This window comes from Sulfitobacter sp. 1A13496 (assembly GCF_043557225.1).
Taxonomy (GTDB): domain Bacteria; phylum Pseudomonadota; class Alphaproteobacteria; order Rhodobacterales; family Rhodobacteraceae; genus Sulfitobacter; species Sulfitobacter faviae.
The window spans coordinates 124,488-139,232 of the sequence record NZ_JBIFFP010000005.1; the positions used below are offsets into that span (position 1 = coordinate 124,488).

9 protein-coding genes are annotated in these 14,745 nt (G+C 64.1%); 5 read left to right on the top strand and 4 right to left on the bottom strand.

Annotation, left to right across the window (positions count from 1 at the left end; translation table 11 throughout):
• Nucleotides 1–494: 494 nt before the first annotated feature.
• Complete coding sequence (locus tag ACGYLX_RS12940; RefSeq protein WP_394449969.1) at nt 495–3,368, bottom strand: response regulator; 2,874 nt, start codon at nt 3,366–3,368, stop codon at nt 495–497.
• Nucleotides 3,369–3,741: 373 nt separating this feature from the next.
• Between ACGYLX_RS12940 and ACGYLX_RS12945 the strand changes: the two genes are divergently transcribed.
• The 3 genes from ACGYLX_RS12945 to ACGYLX_RS12955 all read left to right on the top strand — a co-directional run bounded on the left by ACGYLX_RS12945 (nt 3,742) and on the right by ACGYLX_RS12955 (nt 8,648).
• Nucleotides 3,742–4,872 carry an exonuclease SbcCD subunit D gene (locus tag ACGYLX_RS12945; protein WP_394449971.1) on the top strand — a complete coding sequence of 377 codons (1,131 nt, stop codon included), beginning with the start codon at nt 3,742–3,744 and terminating at the stop codon, nt 4,870–4,872.
• Entirely contained in the window at nt 4,869–7,469 is a 2,601-nt protein-coding gene (locus tag ACGYLX_RS12950; protein WP_394449973.1) for a chromosome segregation protein SMC, read from the top strand. Before ACGYLX_RS12945 ends, ACGYLX_RS12950 begins: the two co-directional genes overlap by 4 nt.
• 72 nt (nt 7,470–7,541) lie before the next feature.
• The gene (locus tag ACGYLX_RS12955) at nt 7,542–8,648 is read left to right on the top strand and encodes an AI-2E family transporter (RefSeq protein ID WP_394449975.1); all 1,107 of its coding nucleotides are present in this window, start codon (nt 7,542–7,544) and stop codon (nt 8,646–8,648) included.
• Nucleotides 8,649–8,654: 6 nt separating this feature from the next.
• On the opposite strand, the gene ACGYLX_RS12960 is transcribed toward ACGYLX_RS12955, so the two are convergent.
• The 3 genes from ACGYLX_RS12960 to ACGYLX_RS12970 all read right to left on the bottom strand — a co-directional run bounded on the left by ACGYLX_RS12960 (nt 8,655) and on the right by ACGYLX_RS12970 (nt 11,797).
• On the bottom strand, nt 8,655–10,055 hold the full coding sequence (locus ACGYLX_RS12960; RefSeq protein ID WP_394449977.1) for a TRAP transporter large permease: 1,401 nt from the start codon (nt 10,053–10,055) through the stop codon (nt 8,655–8,657).
• Nucleotides 10,055–10,684: a TRAP transporter small permease subunit gene (locus ACGYLX_RS12965; RefSeq protein ID WP_394449979.1), complete on the bottom strand. Its 630-nt coding sequence runs from the start codon at nt 10,682–10,684 to the stop codon at nt 10,055–10,057. Before ACGYLX_RS12965 ends, ACGYLX_RS12960 begins: the two co-directional genes overlap by 1 nt.
• 96 nt (nt 10,685–10,780) lie before the next feature.
• On the bottom strand, nt 10,781–11,797 hold the full coding sequence (locus ACGYLX_RS12970; protein ID WP_394449980.1) for a C4-dicarboxylate TRAP transporter substrate-binding protein: 1,017 nt from the start codon (nt 11,795–11,797) through the stop codon (nt 10,781–10,783).
• 349 nt (nt 11,798–12,146) lie between these two features.
• Between ACGYLX_RS12970 and acs the strand changes: the two genes are divergently transcribed.
• Together acs and ACGYLX_RS12980 are read left to right on the top strand one after the other, a co-directional pair.
• On the top strand, nt 12,147–14,102 hold the full coding sequence (gene acs, locus ACGYLX_RS12975; RefSeq protein ID WP_394449982.1) for an acetate--CoA ligase: 1,956 nt from the start codon (nt 12,147–12,149) through the stop codon (nt 14,100–14,102).
• A gap of 60 nt (nt 14,103–14,162) precedes the next feature.
• Nucleotides 14,163–14,735 (top strand): MOSC domain-containing protein, encoded by a 573-nt coding sequence (locus ACGYLX_RS12980; RefSeq protein WP_394449984.1) that lies wholly within the window; start codon nt 14,163–14,165, stop codon nt 14,733–14,735.
• Nucleotides 14,736–14,745: the final 10 nt, after the last annotated feature.

A 14,745-nucleotide genomic window follows, 5' to 3' on the forward strand; every position in this document is an offset into this window, starting at 1 on the left:
AAGGTTCCACTTAGCTATTCCAACCGAAGTATCGCCGATGCGTAGGTGAGCAAAACCGCACAGGCCGCGCCGGCGCAGAAAAATGTTGCGCGCATCGCGATTTCCCGGCCGAGTTCCTGCTCTAAGCCTCAGACGAGCCTCCCCCAGCCATTGCCCTCGACGGCATCGAGCCCCATCCGGTGCGGCGATCAATTTTGGAAACTAAGCTCAAACCTTTGAGCGCCCAACTCTGCTACTAGAGCGCTAAAAACCTCTGAAACGGCCTGTAAGTCACTAAATAAAAACGATAAAAAGAATGTCCTACCGATCGACCATCGGCGCCACGCTTAAGCGCGCGGCGCGGTAAACCTCGGCGTGGGTGAGTTTTTGGTCGCGCATGCGGCGGGCTCCGTCTTTTGGTCACGGCCTTCTGCACGGCTTTGCAGGGGTGGCGCAAGCTGTTCTTATGCCGCAGCCGCCCCCGCGCGGGATGTCGCGAAGCGCGGCTGGCCGCGTCACACCGCCGTCGCCGTTTCCGCCAAAATGCCCAAACGCGTGAAAACCCGTTCAAGGTCGCGGTCACCGAAGGGTTTCTGCACCACGGCACAGCGGCCCAGCGCCTCGGCGGCGGGCACTTCTGCTTGGCCGGTGGCAAAGATGATCGGCATATCGGGATGCGTTGCCCGGACCCGGGTCGCCACCTCTTCGCCTGAGATATCTGGCAGGCCCACGTCGATCAGCAGTGCGTCGTATTCGCCAGCCTGCAGCCTATCCAAGGTTTCCTGCCCCGAGGCGGTTTCCGTGACTTCGGTGCCAAGCCCGCTGAGGATATCCGCCAGATCGAGCCGGATCAGCGCGTCGTCTTCGCAGAGCAGCACGTGACGGGGCCGGTCGGGCAGTTCCTGCGCCGGGGTCTCGGTCTTGGTCGAGGTGACCGGAGCCGACGACAGCGCATCGCGCACCTTGATCGCCAAAGCGTCTTTGGTGAAGGGTTTGGCGAGGAACTGGACCCCGGCGTCGACCCGGCCATCGCGCACGATTGCATCGCGCGAATAGCCCGAGATGAACAGGATCGGCAGATCGGGCCGCTCGGCCTGAAGGGTTTCGGCCATCTCGCGGCTGCTGAACTCGCCGGGCATGACGACATCCGATATAACAAGGTCGAAGTCCGGCGCTTGCCGCGCTGATCTGAGCGCCGCGGCGGGGTCTTCTGCGGTGCGCACGCTATAGCCCAAGTCTGTCAGCAAGGCGGCGGTGGCGTCGCGCACCTCGGCGTCGTCTTCGACCAGCAGCACGGTCTCACTCCCGCCTGCGATCTCCGATGGGTCATGCCACTGCAATGGCTCCGCCGCCGTCTCGGCCCGCGGCAGCAGCAACGTCACCGTCGTGCCCGCGCCGGGGCGGCTGGCGATGGTCACCCGCCCGCCCGATTGCCGCGCAAAGCCATAGACGGTGGACAGGCCCAGCCCGGTGCCCTTACCCACGGGTTTGGTGGTAAAGAAAGGGTCAAAGACCTTGGCCAGCGTCTCGGCCGGGATGCCCGGCCCGTGGTCGATGATTTTGACCTCGACGTAGTCGCCCGCCACCATGTCAGGCTCACCAAAAAGCTCGTCGGGGCCGACGTGCCGGTTCTCGACAGCAATCCTCAGCTTGCCGCGCCCCTCCATCGCGTCGCGCGAATTGATCACGAGGTTCAGCACCGCATTCTGGGTGCTGGCGGCATCGGCATAGGCGGGCCAGAGGGCCTCGGGCGTGTCGATCTCGACCTCCATCCCCTCGCCCAAGGCGCTGCGCATAATGTCGTCGATATCCCGCAGCAGATCGCGCAGGTCGATCGAGCGGGGCTGCAACGGCTGGCGGCGGCTGAAGGCGAGCAATTGCGAAGAGAGCGAGGCACCGCGCTCCACCGCGCGCATCGCCGCATCGATCCGCACCCGCGCGGGCGAATCCGCGGCGATCTCGCGCGCGGCCATGGTCAGGCTGCCGGTCATCACCTGCAACAGATTGTTGAAGTCATGCGCGATGCCCCCGGCAAGATTGCCCACCGCCTCGACCCGTTGGCTCTGCGCCAATCGGTCATGCAGCTCTTCCAGCTCGCGGTTGCGTTTCTCGACACGTTCTTCCAACGTCGTGTTCAAATCGGCCAGTTGGCGGGAGAGTTCTTTCTGCTCGTGGATGTCGGAGTTCGTGCCGACCCATCGGATCAGCGCGCCATGCTCATCCTTAATCGGTGCGCCCCGAACCAGATGCCAGCAATAGGCCCCATCGGCCCGCCGCAGCCGGAATTCCGTTTGATAGACCGATCCAGTTTCCACCGCATGGGCCCAAGTCGTCAAGGCCTTCGCACGGTCATCGGGGTGAATGATCGTCGGCCAAGCATCCCCCACCAGACTGCCCGGCTCGGCCCCGGAAAAGGAATAGACCTGATCGCTGATCCAGTCCAAATGTCCATCGGCGGTGGCGGTCCAGACATGAACCGGCATGGTATGCGCCATGGTGCGGAACCGTTTCTCGGCCTCGCGCAGCCGGATTTCGGCAAGCTTATGGGCGGTCACGTCATTGCCTTGGATCATGATGCCGATGGTCTCGCCCCGCACATTGTCGAGCGGCTGGAAAACGAAATCGACGACGACACGCTCCTCCGGGCCATCAGCGCTGCGTTGCAGCCACGCCTCGGCCCCATGCTGGCTAAGGGCCTTGCCGGTCCGATAGACTTCGTCCAGCATTTCGAAAAAGCCCTGTCCCGCGATTTCTGGCAAGGCTTCGCGGATTGGTTTGCCAATTAGCTCGCGTTGGCCGACCAATTGCATATAGGCGGCGTTGACCGTCCGGAAGACGTGGTTCGGCCCCATAAGGGTGACCATGAAGTTCGGCGCCTGTTCAAAGATCATCTTGAAAAGGCTTATGCCGGTATCAAGCTCTAGGTTCTGCTGCGTCACTTCATGTGCACGGCGCATCACGGCGGCATGGGCAGAGCCCGCTCGTTCTTCGCCGGGGGTTTCTGCGATATAGGCTTCGGTCACATCCTGCGTGTGCTGTAGAAGGAACTCGACCTCCCCCTCCGGGCTCAAGATCGGCGTATGGGTCGCACTCCAATAGCGGTCTTCGGTTGTGCCGTCGGCCGTGTCGATCGGATAGGGAATGACAGGCAGGTGATCGGTGGTGCCGTCGCGAAACACCCGCTCGAAAGACGCCCGCAACATCCGCCCCGACTCGCTTTCGGGGTCGGAGGGGAACTCTTCGAACAGCACTTTCCCGATAAGCCGTTCCAACTGGCGGTCCGTGACCTGCAGATAGGCGTCATTGGCCCAGACCACCCGAAGCTCACTGTCCAACAAGACAAAAGGCGACGGCGCAGCTTGGAGGATTCTTTCAAAGTCGTGGTTCATCTTGAGGGGTCTTCTATCCAATGGAAAGTGCTGATCGACAGGCCGAAGGGCGCGAGGACGCCCGCAGCTGACAAGCGGTGCCCGCCACGCGGGGGCGGATTTCGAATGCGGGTCTACATGGTATCCTATCTCGGAACTGTCGGGTTTGGGCAATGGCGCCGCTGCGTTTTAAACGCGTTTCGGGCATAGTTAGCGCGCAATCTGCCGGGGGCCAGAAATTCACGCATATTTTGCATGGCCTTGCACTCCGCGCTGAGTTTGCGATGAATGGGGTGGCAGCGATGGGCCGCCCCGGCTGGCCGCGCAGCCGATCGACCATTGCCCTCTGCCTATTTCACCCCCGCCCTTCGCCAAAGCCATTCAGGACCCCCGCATGACATTCCGCTTCATCCACGCGTCCGACCTGCATATCGGGCGCAAATTCGCGAATATTCCGCAAGCGCCTGACGGCAATATCCGGGGGCGTCTGATGGAAGCGCGGCATGGCGCCATTGCCAAACTGGCCCAGGCCGCGCGGGATCACGGGGCGGCGCATGTGCTCTTGGCGGGCGATACGTTCGACACCGCGACGCCCTCGGCCAGCGTGCTGCGGCAGGCGCTCACCGCCATGGGCGAGGCGGCGGAGGTGACGTGGTGGCTCCTACCCGGCAACCACGACAACCTGCGCGATGCCGAACCCCTGTGGGAGGTCATCGCCCGCGATGCGCCGCCCAATCTGCGCGCCCTCACCGAAGCCGCCCCGATCGAAATGGTCGACGGTGTCAGCCTGCTGCCCTGCCCCGTCGCCTTTCGCGCGGGCGCCAGTGACCCAAGCGCCCCCCTGGACCGCATGCACAGCCCCGAGGGCCATCTGCGCATCGGCCTTGCCCATGGCGGGGTGACCGATTTTACCGACAGCGGAGAGGCCATCGCGCCGGACCGGGACCAGCGCGCGCGGCTTGACTACCTCGCCCTTGGCGACTGGCACGGTCGGATGGCCGTCTCGGACCGGGTGCACTACTGCGGCACGCCCGAGCAGGATCGGTTCAAACACGGGCGCCGTGGCGTCTGCCTTGCGGTCGAGCTCGCAGGCTCCGGCGCGCGGCCCAAGGTCGAAGAGGTCGAGACCGGCAGTTTCCTGTGGTCGGAGGCCGAGGTCACGCTGCATCCCCGGCAAGATGTCGCGGCGGCTTTGCAGGCGCTCTTGCCCGAGACAGGCCGCCGGGACCACCTCCTGCGCGTCAAGGCGGGGGGCTGGGCAAGCCTTCCCGACCGCGCGGCTCTTGCCCACGCGGCCCAAGCCTGCGCGCCCGATTTCGCCCATTTCGAATTGCTGACTGAGGGGCTGGGCACGCAGTATGAGGCCGCGGACCTTGATGAGATCGACCGCGGCGGCGCGCTGCGCATGGCGGCGGAAACCTTGGTGAGCGAGGCGCAGTCCGAGACCCTTCCCCAATCCGACCGTGACGTGGCCGCCGATGCGCTGGCCCGGCTTCACGCCTATGTGCAAGGGGCAAAAACATGAAAATCCGCGCCATCACCCTCAACAACGTGCGCCGTTTCACCGACCCCGCGCAGGTCACCGGAATCGGCGATGGGATCAACGTCCTGAGCGAGCCGAATGAACACGGCAAATCCACCCTCTTCGACGCGATACAGGCGCTGTTTTTCAAACCCTTCGGTTCGCGCGACAAAGAGGTATCGGCCCTGCGCCCCCATGCAGGCGGCGCGCCTGAGGTGACCATCGAGGTCGAGACCGAGGCGGGCCGTTTCGCCCTGCACAAACGCTGGTTTCAAAAGCCCCTCGCCACCGTGCACCGCGAGGGCAAGTTGATCGCGCAGGCGGATGAGGCCGAAGCATGGATCGCGCAGCTTTTGGGCGGCGATGCGGGCGGCCCCTCGGGGTTGATCTGGGTGCGGCAGGGGATGACCGCGCTGACCGGCGGCTCGACCAAGGAAGAGAAACTGGCGCTGGAGGCGCGGCGCGATCTGATGACCTCGGTCGGGGCCGAGGTAGAGGCGATGACCGGCGGGCGGCGCATGGACAAGGCGCTGGCGCAATGCCGCGAAGAGTTGGCCCAATACGCCACCAGCACCGGACGGCCGCGCACCGGTGGGCCGTGGAAAGAGGCGCAGGATCAGGTCGAGGCGCTGACGGCCACGCGCGATCAATTGGCCGCGACCGCAGGCGCGTTGCAAGACGCTTTGGCCGAACGCCAGCGCGCGCGGCGCGCCTTGGCCGAGCTTGAAGCGCCCGAGGTGGTCGCCGAACGCCGCGAAAAACTGGAGGCCGCCCGCGCCGCCCATGCCGCCGCGACCCGCCATGCGGAAGAGATGGAAGCGTTGAGCCGGGCCGTGGAACTGGCCCGTCTCAACGCCGATAATGCCACATCGCGTCTCAACAACTACCGCGCCGGAGAGGCCGAGCAAAAGGCCGCCCGCCGCGCTGAGGCCGCAGCACGCGAAGCGGCGGAGGCGGCCCGCGCCGCCCTGTCAGACCGTCGCGCCACGTTGGAGGCCGCAGAGGCCGCCGCCGCCGAGGCCCGAACGGCGCTCGAAACCGCCGAGGATGACCACCGCCACGCCCTCCGCGCCCGTGCGGCCCGCGATGGTGCTGACCGACGCCAAGCGCTCGAAGCGCGCATCAAAGAGGCCGAAGACGCCCGCCGCCGGATGGAGAGCGCCAGAGCCGCCGCCAAATCCGGCCCGGACGCCGCGGCGCTGCAACGGTTGGAAAGACTATCCGCCGAACTCTCTGCCAGCCGCGCCGCCCGCGACGCTGCGGCCCCGCAGGTGACAGTCCGCTACGCCCCCGGCCAATCAGGCGCCATCCACGGAGATGACGGCCCCTTGGCCGATGGCACCCCCCTGCCCCTGCCACGCCGCACCACCCTGCGGATCGACGGGATCGGCGATTTGGAGATCGAGCCGGGCGCGGACGGCGGCGAGGACGGCTCCGTCGACGCCGCCGCGGCCCGGTTGCAAACCGCCCTCGACGAGATCGGCGCGGCTGATCTGGCGCAGGCCCGCGCCGCCGGTGCTGCGCGTGTCGAGGCCGCCGCGCGGGAGGGAGAGGCGAAAGCTGTGCTGGCCAGCCTCGCCCCCGATGGGATCGACGCGCTGCACCAAGCCCTCGCCGCCATTCCTGCGCCGGAAGAGGTCTCGGGCGCGCCGGATCTCGCGCAGGCCGAAGACGCGCTGCAAACCGCGCAGACCGTACATGAGCGCTGCCGCATCGCGCGTGAGACTGCCGCCGAGGCGCTGGCCGATGCCAAGGCCGATGCGGCGGGCAAGGAAGCGCAGCTTGCCTCGCTCACCGACCGGCTGCAGCGCACCGAGGCGCAGCAGGCCAAGCTGGGCGATGTCACCGAAAAAGACCTCGCCGCCCAAGCCGTCACCACTGCCGCCGCGCTGGAGGCCGCCCGCCTCGCCCATGCAGAGAAGGCCAAGGACGCGCCGGATGCGGCCAGCCTTCAGGCCGCGCTCACCCGCGCGGAATCGGTCGAGACACAGGCCCGAGAAGAGATCGCCCGCCTGCACCCCCTGCTCGCCCGGCTGAGCGAACGCATCACCCGCGCCTCGGGCGACGCGGTGGAGGAACGGCTGGCCGAGACCGAAGACCAATTGCAAGCCGCCGAAGCGGCCCTTGCCCGGATCGCCCATGAGGTCGCGGTGCTGACCCGGCTGCAAGAGGCCTTGCAGGAGGCAAGGAACGAGGCGCGAGAGCGCTATTTCACCCCCATCGTCAAGGAACTGAAACCGCTGCTGCAACTGCTTTGGCCCGATGCGGAACTAACATGGGGCGAGGAATCGCTCCTGCCCCATGCGCTGATCCGTGAGGGCCGGGAAGAGCCGATCGAGGTGCTTTCGGGCGGCACGCAGGAACAGGTGGCCCTGCTGGTGCGACTGGCCTTTGCGCGGATGCTGGCCCGGGCGGGGCGTATCGCGCCGGTGATCTTGGACGACGCGCTGGTCTTTACCGATGACGACCGGATCGAGCGGATGTTCGACGCGCTGCACCGGCAAGCGGGGGATATGCAGATCATCGTCCTGACCTGCCGCCAACGCGCCTTTCGCGCCCTTGGCGGGCAGGCTTTGCGTCTGCAAGCGGTGGCCCCCTAGCCGCGAATGAACTTTTTCCCCGGTTCCGCGTTAGCCTCCTGACGTATGCGCAGGGCATCTGGGGGGAAGACATTGAACGATATCGCCGCGATCAGACGGCTGCTGGAGGTGCTGGTTCTGATCGCCCTCTTCGTGACGGCCTATTTCGCCAAGGACTTGCTGCTGCCGATCCTGCTGGGCTTTCTCCTCGCGCTGACGCTCAGCCCACTGATCCGCTCTTTCGAGAAATTCGGCATCTCCGCCCCATTGGGTGCCGTGCTGCTGATTGGCTGTGTCGGGCTGATCATCTTTGTGCTGGCTGGCCTGTCGGCGGGCACCGTGGCGACTTGGTCTGACGAAATTCCCACCATGGGCAATGAGATACGGCGCAAGCTGCAGGGCTGGGCGCAAACGGTCGAGGATGTCCGCTCGGCCACTGAACAGGTCGAACAGATCGGCACCGAGAATGGCAGCGGGAAGCCCGAAGAGGTGGTAGTCAAACAGCCCGGCTTGCTCGACAACGCTATGAATACCGGCGCGCGGATCGGGGGCACCGTGGCGGTGGCCTTGGTCTTGGCGCTGTTCCTGCTGGCCTCGGGCGATCTGTTCTACCTCAAACTCGTGCAGTCCTTTCAGACCTTCACAGGCAAGAAACGCGCGCTGAAAGCAGTCTATGACGTGGAGCGCCGCGTGTCACGCTACCTGCTGACCATCACCATCATCAACGCAGGCCTGGGCATTTCGGTGGGGCTCTACCTTTTCGCGCTTGGGCTGCCCGTGCCTTACGTCTGGGGCTTGGCGGCGTTCTTGCTGAACTTCCTGCCCTATATCGGCGGGGTGATCGGCGCGGTGCTGGTGGGGGCCTATGCCATCGCGACCTTCGACAGTGTCGGCTATGCCATCCTCGCCCCGCTTGGCTATCAGATCCTCACCGGGATCGAGGGGCAGTTCATCACGCCCTACCTCGTCGGGCGGCGGTTGGAGCTGAACACGGTCGCCGTGTTCCTCACCGTGGTCTTCTGGGGCTGGCTCTGGGGGATTGCGGGCGCGCTGGTGGCGGTGCCCTTCCTCGTGGTTTTCAAGGTGATCTGCGAGAACGTGACGGCGCTCAACATGATCGGGCATTTTCTGGATAAATCCTCCCCCGATATAACGGCAACCGCGGCGGACGAACCCGCCGCGGAAAAGCCCGGTGCCTAGAGCTGCCTAGCCCGCGAGGGACGGCAGCCAGAGCACGATTTGGGGGAAGGCCACCAGCAAACCGATGGTCACCGCGTCAGCGACGAAGAAAGGCATCACGCCGCGGAACACGTCCTGCACGCTGAGATCAGGGCGTACGCCCGCGACGACAAAGCAGTTGAGACCAATCGGCGGGGTGATGAGACAGAACTCCGCCATTTTCACCACCAGAATGCCAAACCAGATCGCGCACATTGGGCCCGACATGCCGAAGGCGCTGTCAGCTGCAGAGACGAATTCGCCCCCGTTGAGCGCCATGACCGCCGGGTAAACCACGGGCAGTGTCAGCAGCAGCATGCCAATGGCGTCCATGAACATGCCGAGCACCGCATAGGCCAGCAGAATGCAGATCAAGATGATCATCGGCGAGGTTTCGAGCGATGAAATCCAATCGGCAAAAGCGCCCGGCAGATCGGCGAAGCCAAGGAAGCGCACATAGATCAGCACGCCCCAGATGATGGTAAAGATCATCACCGTCAGCTTCGCGGTCTCCAGCAGCGCGTCCTTCAACTCGGCCAGCCGCATGCCGCGGAAAACAGCCATGCAGAAGACGATAAAGGCGCCCACGGCCCCGCCCTCGGTCGGGGTGCCCCAAGCGTCGCCGAAGGGGTTGTAGACGAAAAAGATGATGATCACGACCACGGCGACAATCGGCATCGCAGCGGGGAGCGAGGCAAAACGCTCGCCCCATGTAAAGCCGCGCACCGGCGGGCCGACGCTTTTCCAGATCATCGCGATGCCGATGATCAACACCGCATAGACCACCGCCGAGAAGGCACCCGGGATAAAGCCTGCCAGCAGTAGCTTGCCGACGTCCTGCTCAACGATGATGGCGTAGATCACAAGGATCGCCGAGGGCGGGATCAGCGAGGCCAGCGTGCCCCCTGCCGCCACGACACCGGCTGCGAATTGCTTGTTATAGCCGATCTTGAGCATTTCGGGGATGGCGATACGGGCAAAGACCGCCGCCGTCGCGACCGACGCGCCAGACACCGCCGCAAAGCCCGCCGTGGCGAAAACGGTCGAGACCGCCAGACCGCCCGGCACCCAAGCGAACCAGCGTTTCGCCGCCTCGAAGATCGCTTTGGTCAGACCCGCGTAATAGGCCAAAAAGCCGATCAGGATGAAGGTCGGGATCAGCGAGAGTGTCTGGCTCGATACCTTAGAGTGCGGCACTTGGCCCGCGGTCTTGATTGCCACGGTCAGCGCCCAGCCAAGCTGGTCCCACTCCATGCCCTTCTTGGCCCAGAAAATCCAGATCAGGCCGACAAGCCCAGCCATGGCCGCGGCAAAGGCCACCCGCATGCCAAGCACCACCATGACGAGCATACCGCCCGAGACCCAAAGGCCGATTTCAATAGGATCCATCAGTCACGTCCATCCAGTTGTTCGGCCTCGGCCATTGCTTGTTCCGCCGCCGATTGCACCAGCGGCACGGCCACGGGGCGCTCCAGCCCCAGCACGAAGGCCCGGCCATAGCCCCAAATTTGCAGGCAAAGCCGCAAGGAGATCACGACGAAAGCCACCGGCACCACCAGTTTGCTGGGCCAGATCGGCAGGCCGATGTCGATCGAGCTATCACGGCTCCACATCGGGGCGTTCATGTCAAAGCTGCGGTCGAAATGCGCCCAAGCGCCCCATGTCAGCGCCAGCATCAGCAAAAGGATCAGCACGACAGAAAGCAGTTCCGCTGCCCAAAGCGCGCGGCCCTTCAGCTGGCCGATCAGGATGTCCATGCGCACATGGCCGCCCATCCGTTGGGTATAGGCGATGCCCATGATGGCGATGAAAGGCATCGCCGCTTCGATCCAGTCGACATAGCCCGCCAGCGGCGTGGAAAAGAACTTGCGCCCCCCCACGGACCAGACGGCCAGTATCATCAGTGAGAAAACGGCAAGCCCCGAGATCAGGGCAAAGAAGGTTTCCAGCTTCAGCAGGCCCCGGTCGAGGCGGCTGAGGAGGCTGCTGTCCTCCAGCACGGCGGATGATCCGGCCATCGGCTCTCCTTTTCAGAAAGTCTGTTTGTTGCGTTTTGGAAGTCGAAAGGGCCGCGCGGTCAATCCGCACGGCCCTCACAGTCATGCCCGGCTGGCTTAGTTCGAGGCACGCTCTTTTTCCAGCGTCTCCATCACGAGGTCATAAAGTTCCTGACCCGGGATGCCCTGCGCTTCCATGTTTTCGATCCATGCTTCGCGCGCGGGATCGGCGGCTTTCTCTTTGAACTCGGCGATGACTTCGGGAGAATACTCAACCTTCTCCACGCCTTTTTCTTCGAGAACGGAATCCCAACGCTCCAGCAGTTCCGCATAGTTGGCGAGATAGTGATCCAGCGCCTCATCGACCGAGCTGTCGAGCGCTTCGCGCTCTTCGTCGCTCAGCATCTCATAGGCGTCGATGTTCACCACGACAGGGCAGTTCACGGTGCCGGGGTTGAGGTTCGCGGTCCACCAGTCGGCCTTGTTGATGGTGCCGAAGGACAGATGCGCGTGCTGGGCGAAGGCCACGGTGTCGACGACACCCGATTCCATCGCGTTATAGGCTTCGGTCGCGGTCACGGATGTGGGCACGGCGCCGACAGCTTCAAAGGCTTTGCCCAGACCGCCGGTGGCGCGGACGCGCATGCCGTCGAAATCTTCCAGCGTGGTGCGCGGATCGCCGGTGCCGACAAGGTTGTACTGCGGCATGGGCGAGGTCATCAGCATTTTCGCGTTCCACTGCGCCATCTCTTTGGCGACGGCGGGGTGGTCATAGACCGCTTTGGAAACCGCGACTTCCTCTTCAAGGTTGCTCACCCCCAGAAACGGCAGTTCCAGCACGGTGATCGCGCGGTTCTTGTCGGCGTGGTAGCCGGCGCAGAACTGGGCCATCTCGAAAGCGCCGATGGAGATACCATCGAGGTTTTCGCGGTTCTTGGACAGGCCGCCGTAGCTGACATTGATAGTGAATTCACCGCCGGTCTTCTCAGAGACCAGTTCGGCAATCTTTTCCACATGTTCGGTGAAGGCGCGGCGCTTGCCCCAGACCGAGGCATTCCATTCGGTCGCGGCAGCTTCGCTTACAAAAGCGACAGTCAGCGCACAGGCGGCGGCACCGCTCAGCAAATTTTTCATGATGGCTCTCTCCCATAGTTGCCGCCCTTGGGTGGGCGGATTGGCGCACAGGCTACCCCGCGGGGGCTGGCCTGCCAACCCCGTCATGCCGCGCAAATACGACAGCCGCAAGACAGTAGCGCCAAGTTTGACTGGCAAGGCTTTGAAAAACCGTGCCAATCACAGGGGGCAAGTGGAAAATTTACAGAATTCGCCCCCTTCGGGAAAAACCTTTACAGGCAAGCCCTTGTAATCCAGTTGCTTATTCCCTTCTTTTCACGGGCCGCTATGATCCGGCTGAGGAGGACGCCACGGCCACCGGGTTAGACCCGCGCCCCGTGGTGATGCGAACATCAAGGGAGGAACCACCATGTCCGACGCCACCGCCAAGACCTATCCGCCATCCGCCGACATGGCCGCCCGGGCCCATGTGGACGCGCAGACCTATGACAAGATGTATCAAGCCTCGGTTACCGACACCGATGGGTTCTGGCGCGAGCAGGCGCAGCGGATCGACTGGATCAAACCCTTCACCCAAGTGCGCGACGTGAACTTCGACCTTGGGTCGGTCAGCATCAATTGGTTCGCGGATGGCGAGCTGAACGTCAGCGCCAATTGCATCGACCGCCATCTTGAGACGCGCGGCGATCAGACCGCGATCATCTGGGAGCCGGACAGCCCCGAAGATGACGCCAAACACATCAGCTACCGTGAGCTGCACAGCGCCACCTGCCGCATGGCCAATGTGCTGCGCGATTTGGGCGTGGGCAAAGGCGACCGCGTGATCATCTATATGCCGATGATCCCCGAAGCCGCCTATGCCATGCTGGCCTGCGCGCGGATCGGGGCGATTCACTCAATTGTTTTCGCAGGCTTCTCCCCCGATGCTTTGGCCGCGCGGGTGAACGGCTGCGAGGCGAAGGTGGTGATCACCGCGGATGAAGCGCCGCGCGGCGGCAAGGCCACACCGCTTAAGGCCAATGCCGACAAGGCGCTGGCGCAATGCGATGCGTCCGTGCAATGCCTCGTGGTGCGCCGCACGGGCGGTGACGTGGCATGGGACGATGCCCGCGACCGTGATTACAACGCACTGATCAAAGATGCCGCCGAGACTTGCGAAGCGGAGGCGATGGGCGCCGAAGACCCGCTTTTCATCCTCTACACCTCAGGCTCCACCGGTCAGCCCAAGGGCGTGGTCCATACCACCGGCGGCTATATCACCTATGCGGCGCTGACCCATGAGGTGACGTTCGATTACCACGACGGTGACATCTACTGGTGCACGGCGGATGTGGGCTGGGTCACCGGGCACAGCTATATCGTCTATGGCCCGCTGGCCAATGGCGCCACCACGCTGATGTTCGAAGGTGTGCCCACCTACCCCGATGCCAGCCGTTTCTGGCAGGTCTGCGAAAAGCACAAGGTCACGCAGTTCTACACCGCCCCCACCGCGATCCGCGCGCTGATGGGGCAAGGCAATGACTATGTGACCAAAAGCGATCTGTCGTCGCTGCGCATCCTTGGCACAGTGGGCGAGCCGATCAACCCCGAGGCGTGGAACTGGTATCACGAGGTCGTCGGCCAGAACCGCTGCCCCATCGTCGACACGTGGTGGCAGACCGAGACCGGCGGCCATCTGATGACCCCCCTGCCCGGCGCGCATGACATGAAACCGGGGGCCGCGATGAAGCCCTTCTTCGGCGTCAAACCGGTGGTGTTGGATCCGACATCGGGTCAAGAGATCGACGGCAACCCCGCTGAGGGCGTGCTCTGCATCGCCGACAGCTGGCCGGGGCAGATGCGCACCGTCTGGGGCGATCACGAAAGGTTCGAAAAGACCTATTTCGCCGATTACCCGGGCTATTACTTCACCGGCGACGGCTGCAAACGCGATGCCGATGGCGACTACTGGATCACGGGCCGCGTCGACGATGTGATCAACGTCTCGGGCCACCGCATGGGCACCGCCGAGGTGGAAAGCGCCCTTGTCGCGCATGACAAAGTGGCCGAAGCCGCCGTGGTCGGCTACCCGCATGACGTCAAAGGCCAAGGCATCTATTGCTATGTCACCTTGATGACCGGTGAGGAACCTTCCGAAGAGTTGCGGGCCGAGTTGCGCAATTGGGTTCGGCAAGAGATCGGCCCCATCGCCTCGCCCGATCTGATCCAATGGGCGCCGGGCCTGCCGAAAACACGTTCGGGCAAGATCATGCGCCGCATCCTGCGCAAGATCGCCGAGGATGATTACAGCGCGTTGGGCGACACCTCGACGCTGGCGGACCCCGGCGTGGTGGACGATCTGATCGGCAACCGCATGAACCGCTGACACCCTGCGCGGCGCGGGCGGCTACCTGCCCCCGCACCGCGTTGCATGAGAAAGAGAGACATGGACCAAACCGCCCCCCAAGTGCCGCCGCCCGCCTCCGCGGCGGAATGCGACGCCGCCCTGCCGGATATCCTCGCCGCGCCCAAGGATAGCGCCGTGATCGAAGAACTTTGCTTTCGCCCTGACTATGGGGAGCGGGATTTCCGTGATGAACTGGAGTTGACCGTGGCCCAAGGCATCCTTGGCGAACGTTGGACCGAGAAACCTTGGCTGACCCTGCCTGACGGCAGCCCCGATCCGCGGATACAGGTCTCCATCCTGCCCAAACGCGTGATGGACCTCTGCTGGCGCGACCGCGCAAACACGCCGCACCCCGGCGATACGATGATCGTGGACATGGACCTCGGCCATGAGAACCTGCCCGTCGGCACACGTCTGCAAGCCGGGTCTGCGGTGCTGGAGGTGAGCGATAAGTTCAACACCGGCTGCATCAAATGGCGCGACCGCTATGGCCAAGACAGCCTGCGTTGGATCAACCGAAAGGAAAACCGCCCGCATCGGTTGCGCGGCGTTCTGTGCAAAATCGTGCAAGACGGCACCGTTCGCCGTGGGGACCGGCTGACCAAGCTCTGACGCCTCTCAC

Coding starts and splice junctions, on each gene's coding strand:
- ACGYLX_RS12940 (WP_394449969.1), bottom strand. CDS start 3,368: ATGAACCACGACTTTGAAAGAATCCTCCAAGCTGCGCCGTCGCCTTTT.
- ACGYLX_RS12945 (WP_394449971.1), top strand. CDS start 3,742: ATGACATTCCGCTTCATCCACGCGTCCGACCTGCATATCGGGCGCAAA.
- ACGYLX_RS12950 (WP_394449973.1), top strand. CDS start 4,869: ATGAAAATCCGCGCCATCACCCTCAACAACGTGCGCCGTTTCACCGAC.
- ACGYLX_RS12960 (WP_394449977.1), bottom strand. CDS start 10,055: ATGGATCCTATTGAAATCGGCCTTTGGGTCTCGGGCGGTATGCTCGTC.
- ACGYLX_RS12965 (WP_394449979.1), bottom strand. CDS start 10,684: ATGGCCGGATCATCCGCCGTGCTGGAGGACAGCAGCCTCCTCAGCCGC.
- ACGYLX_RS12970 (WP_394449980.1), bottom strand. CDS start 11,797: ATGAAAAATTTGCTGAGCGGTGCCGCCGCCTGTGCGCTGACTGTCGCT.
- acs (WP_394449982.1), top strand. CDS start 12,147: ATGTCCGACGCCACCGCCAAGACCTATCCGCCATCCGCCGACATGGCC.
- ACGYLX_RS12980 (WP_394449984.1), top strand. CDS start 14,163: ATGGACCAAACCGCCCCCCAAGTGCCGCCGCCCGCCTCCGCGGCGGAA.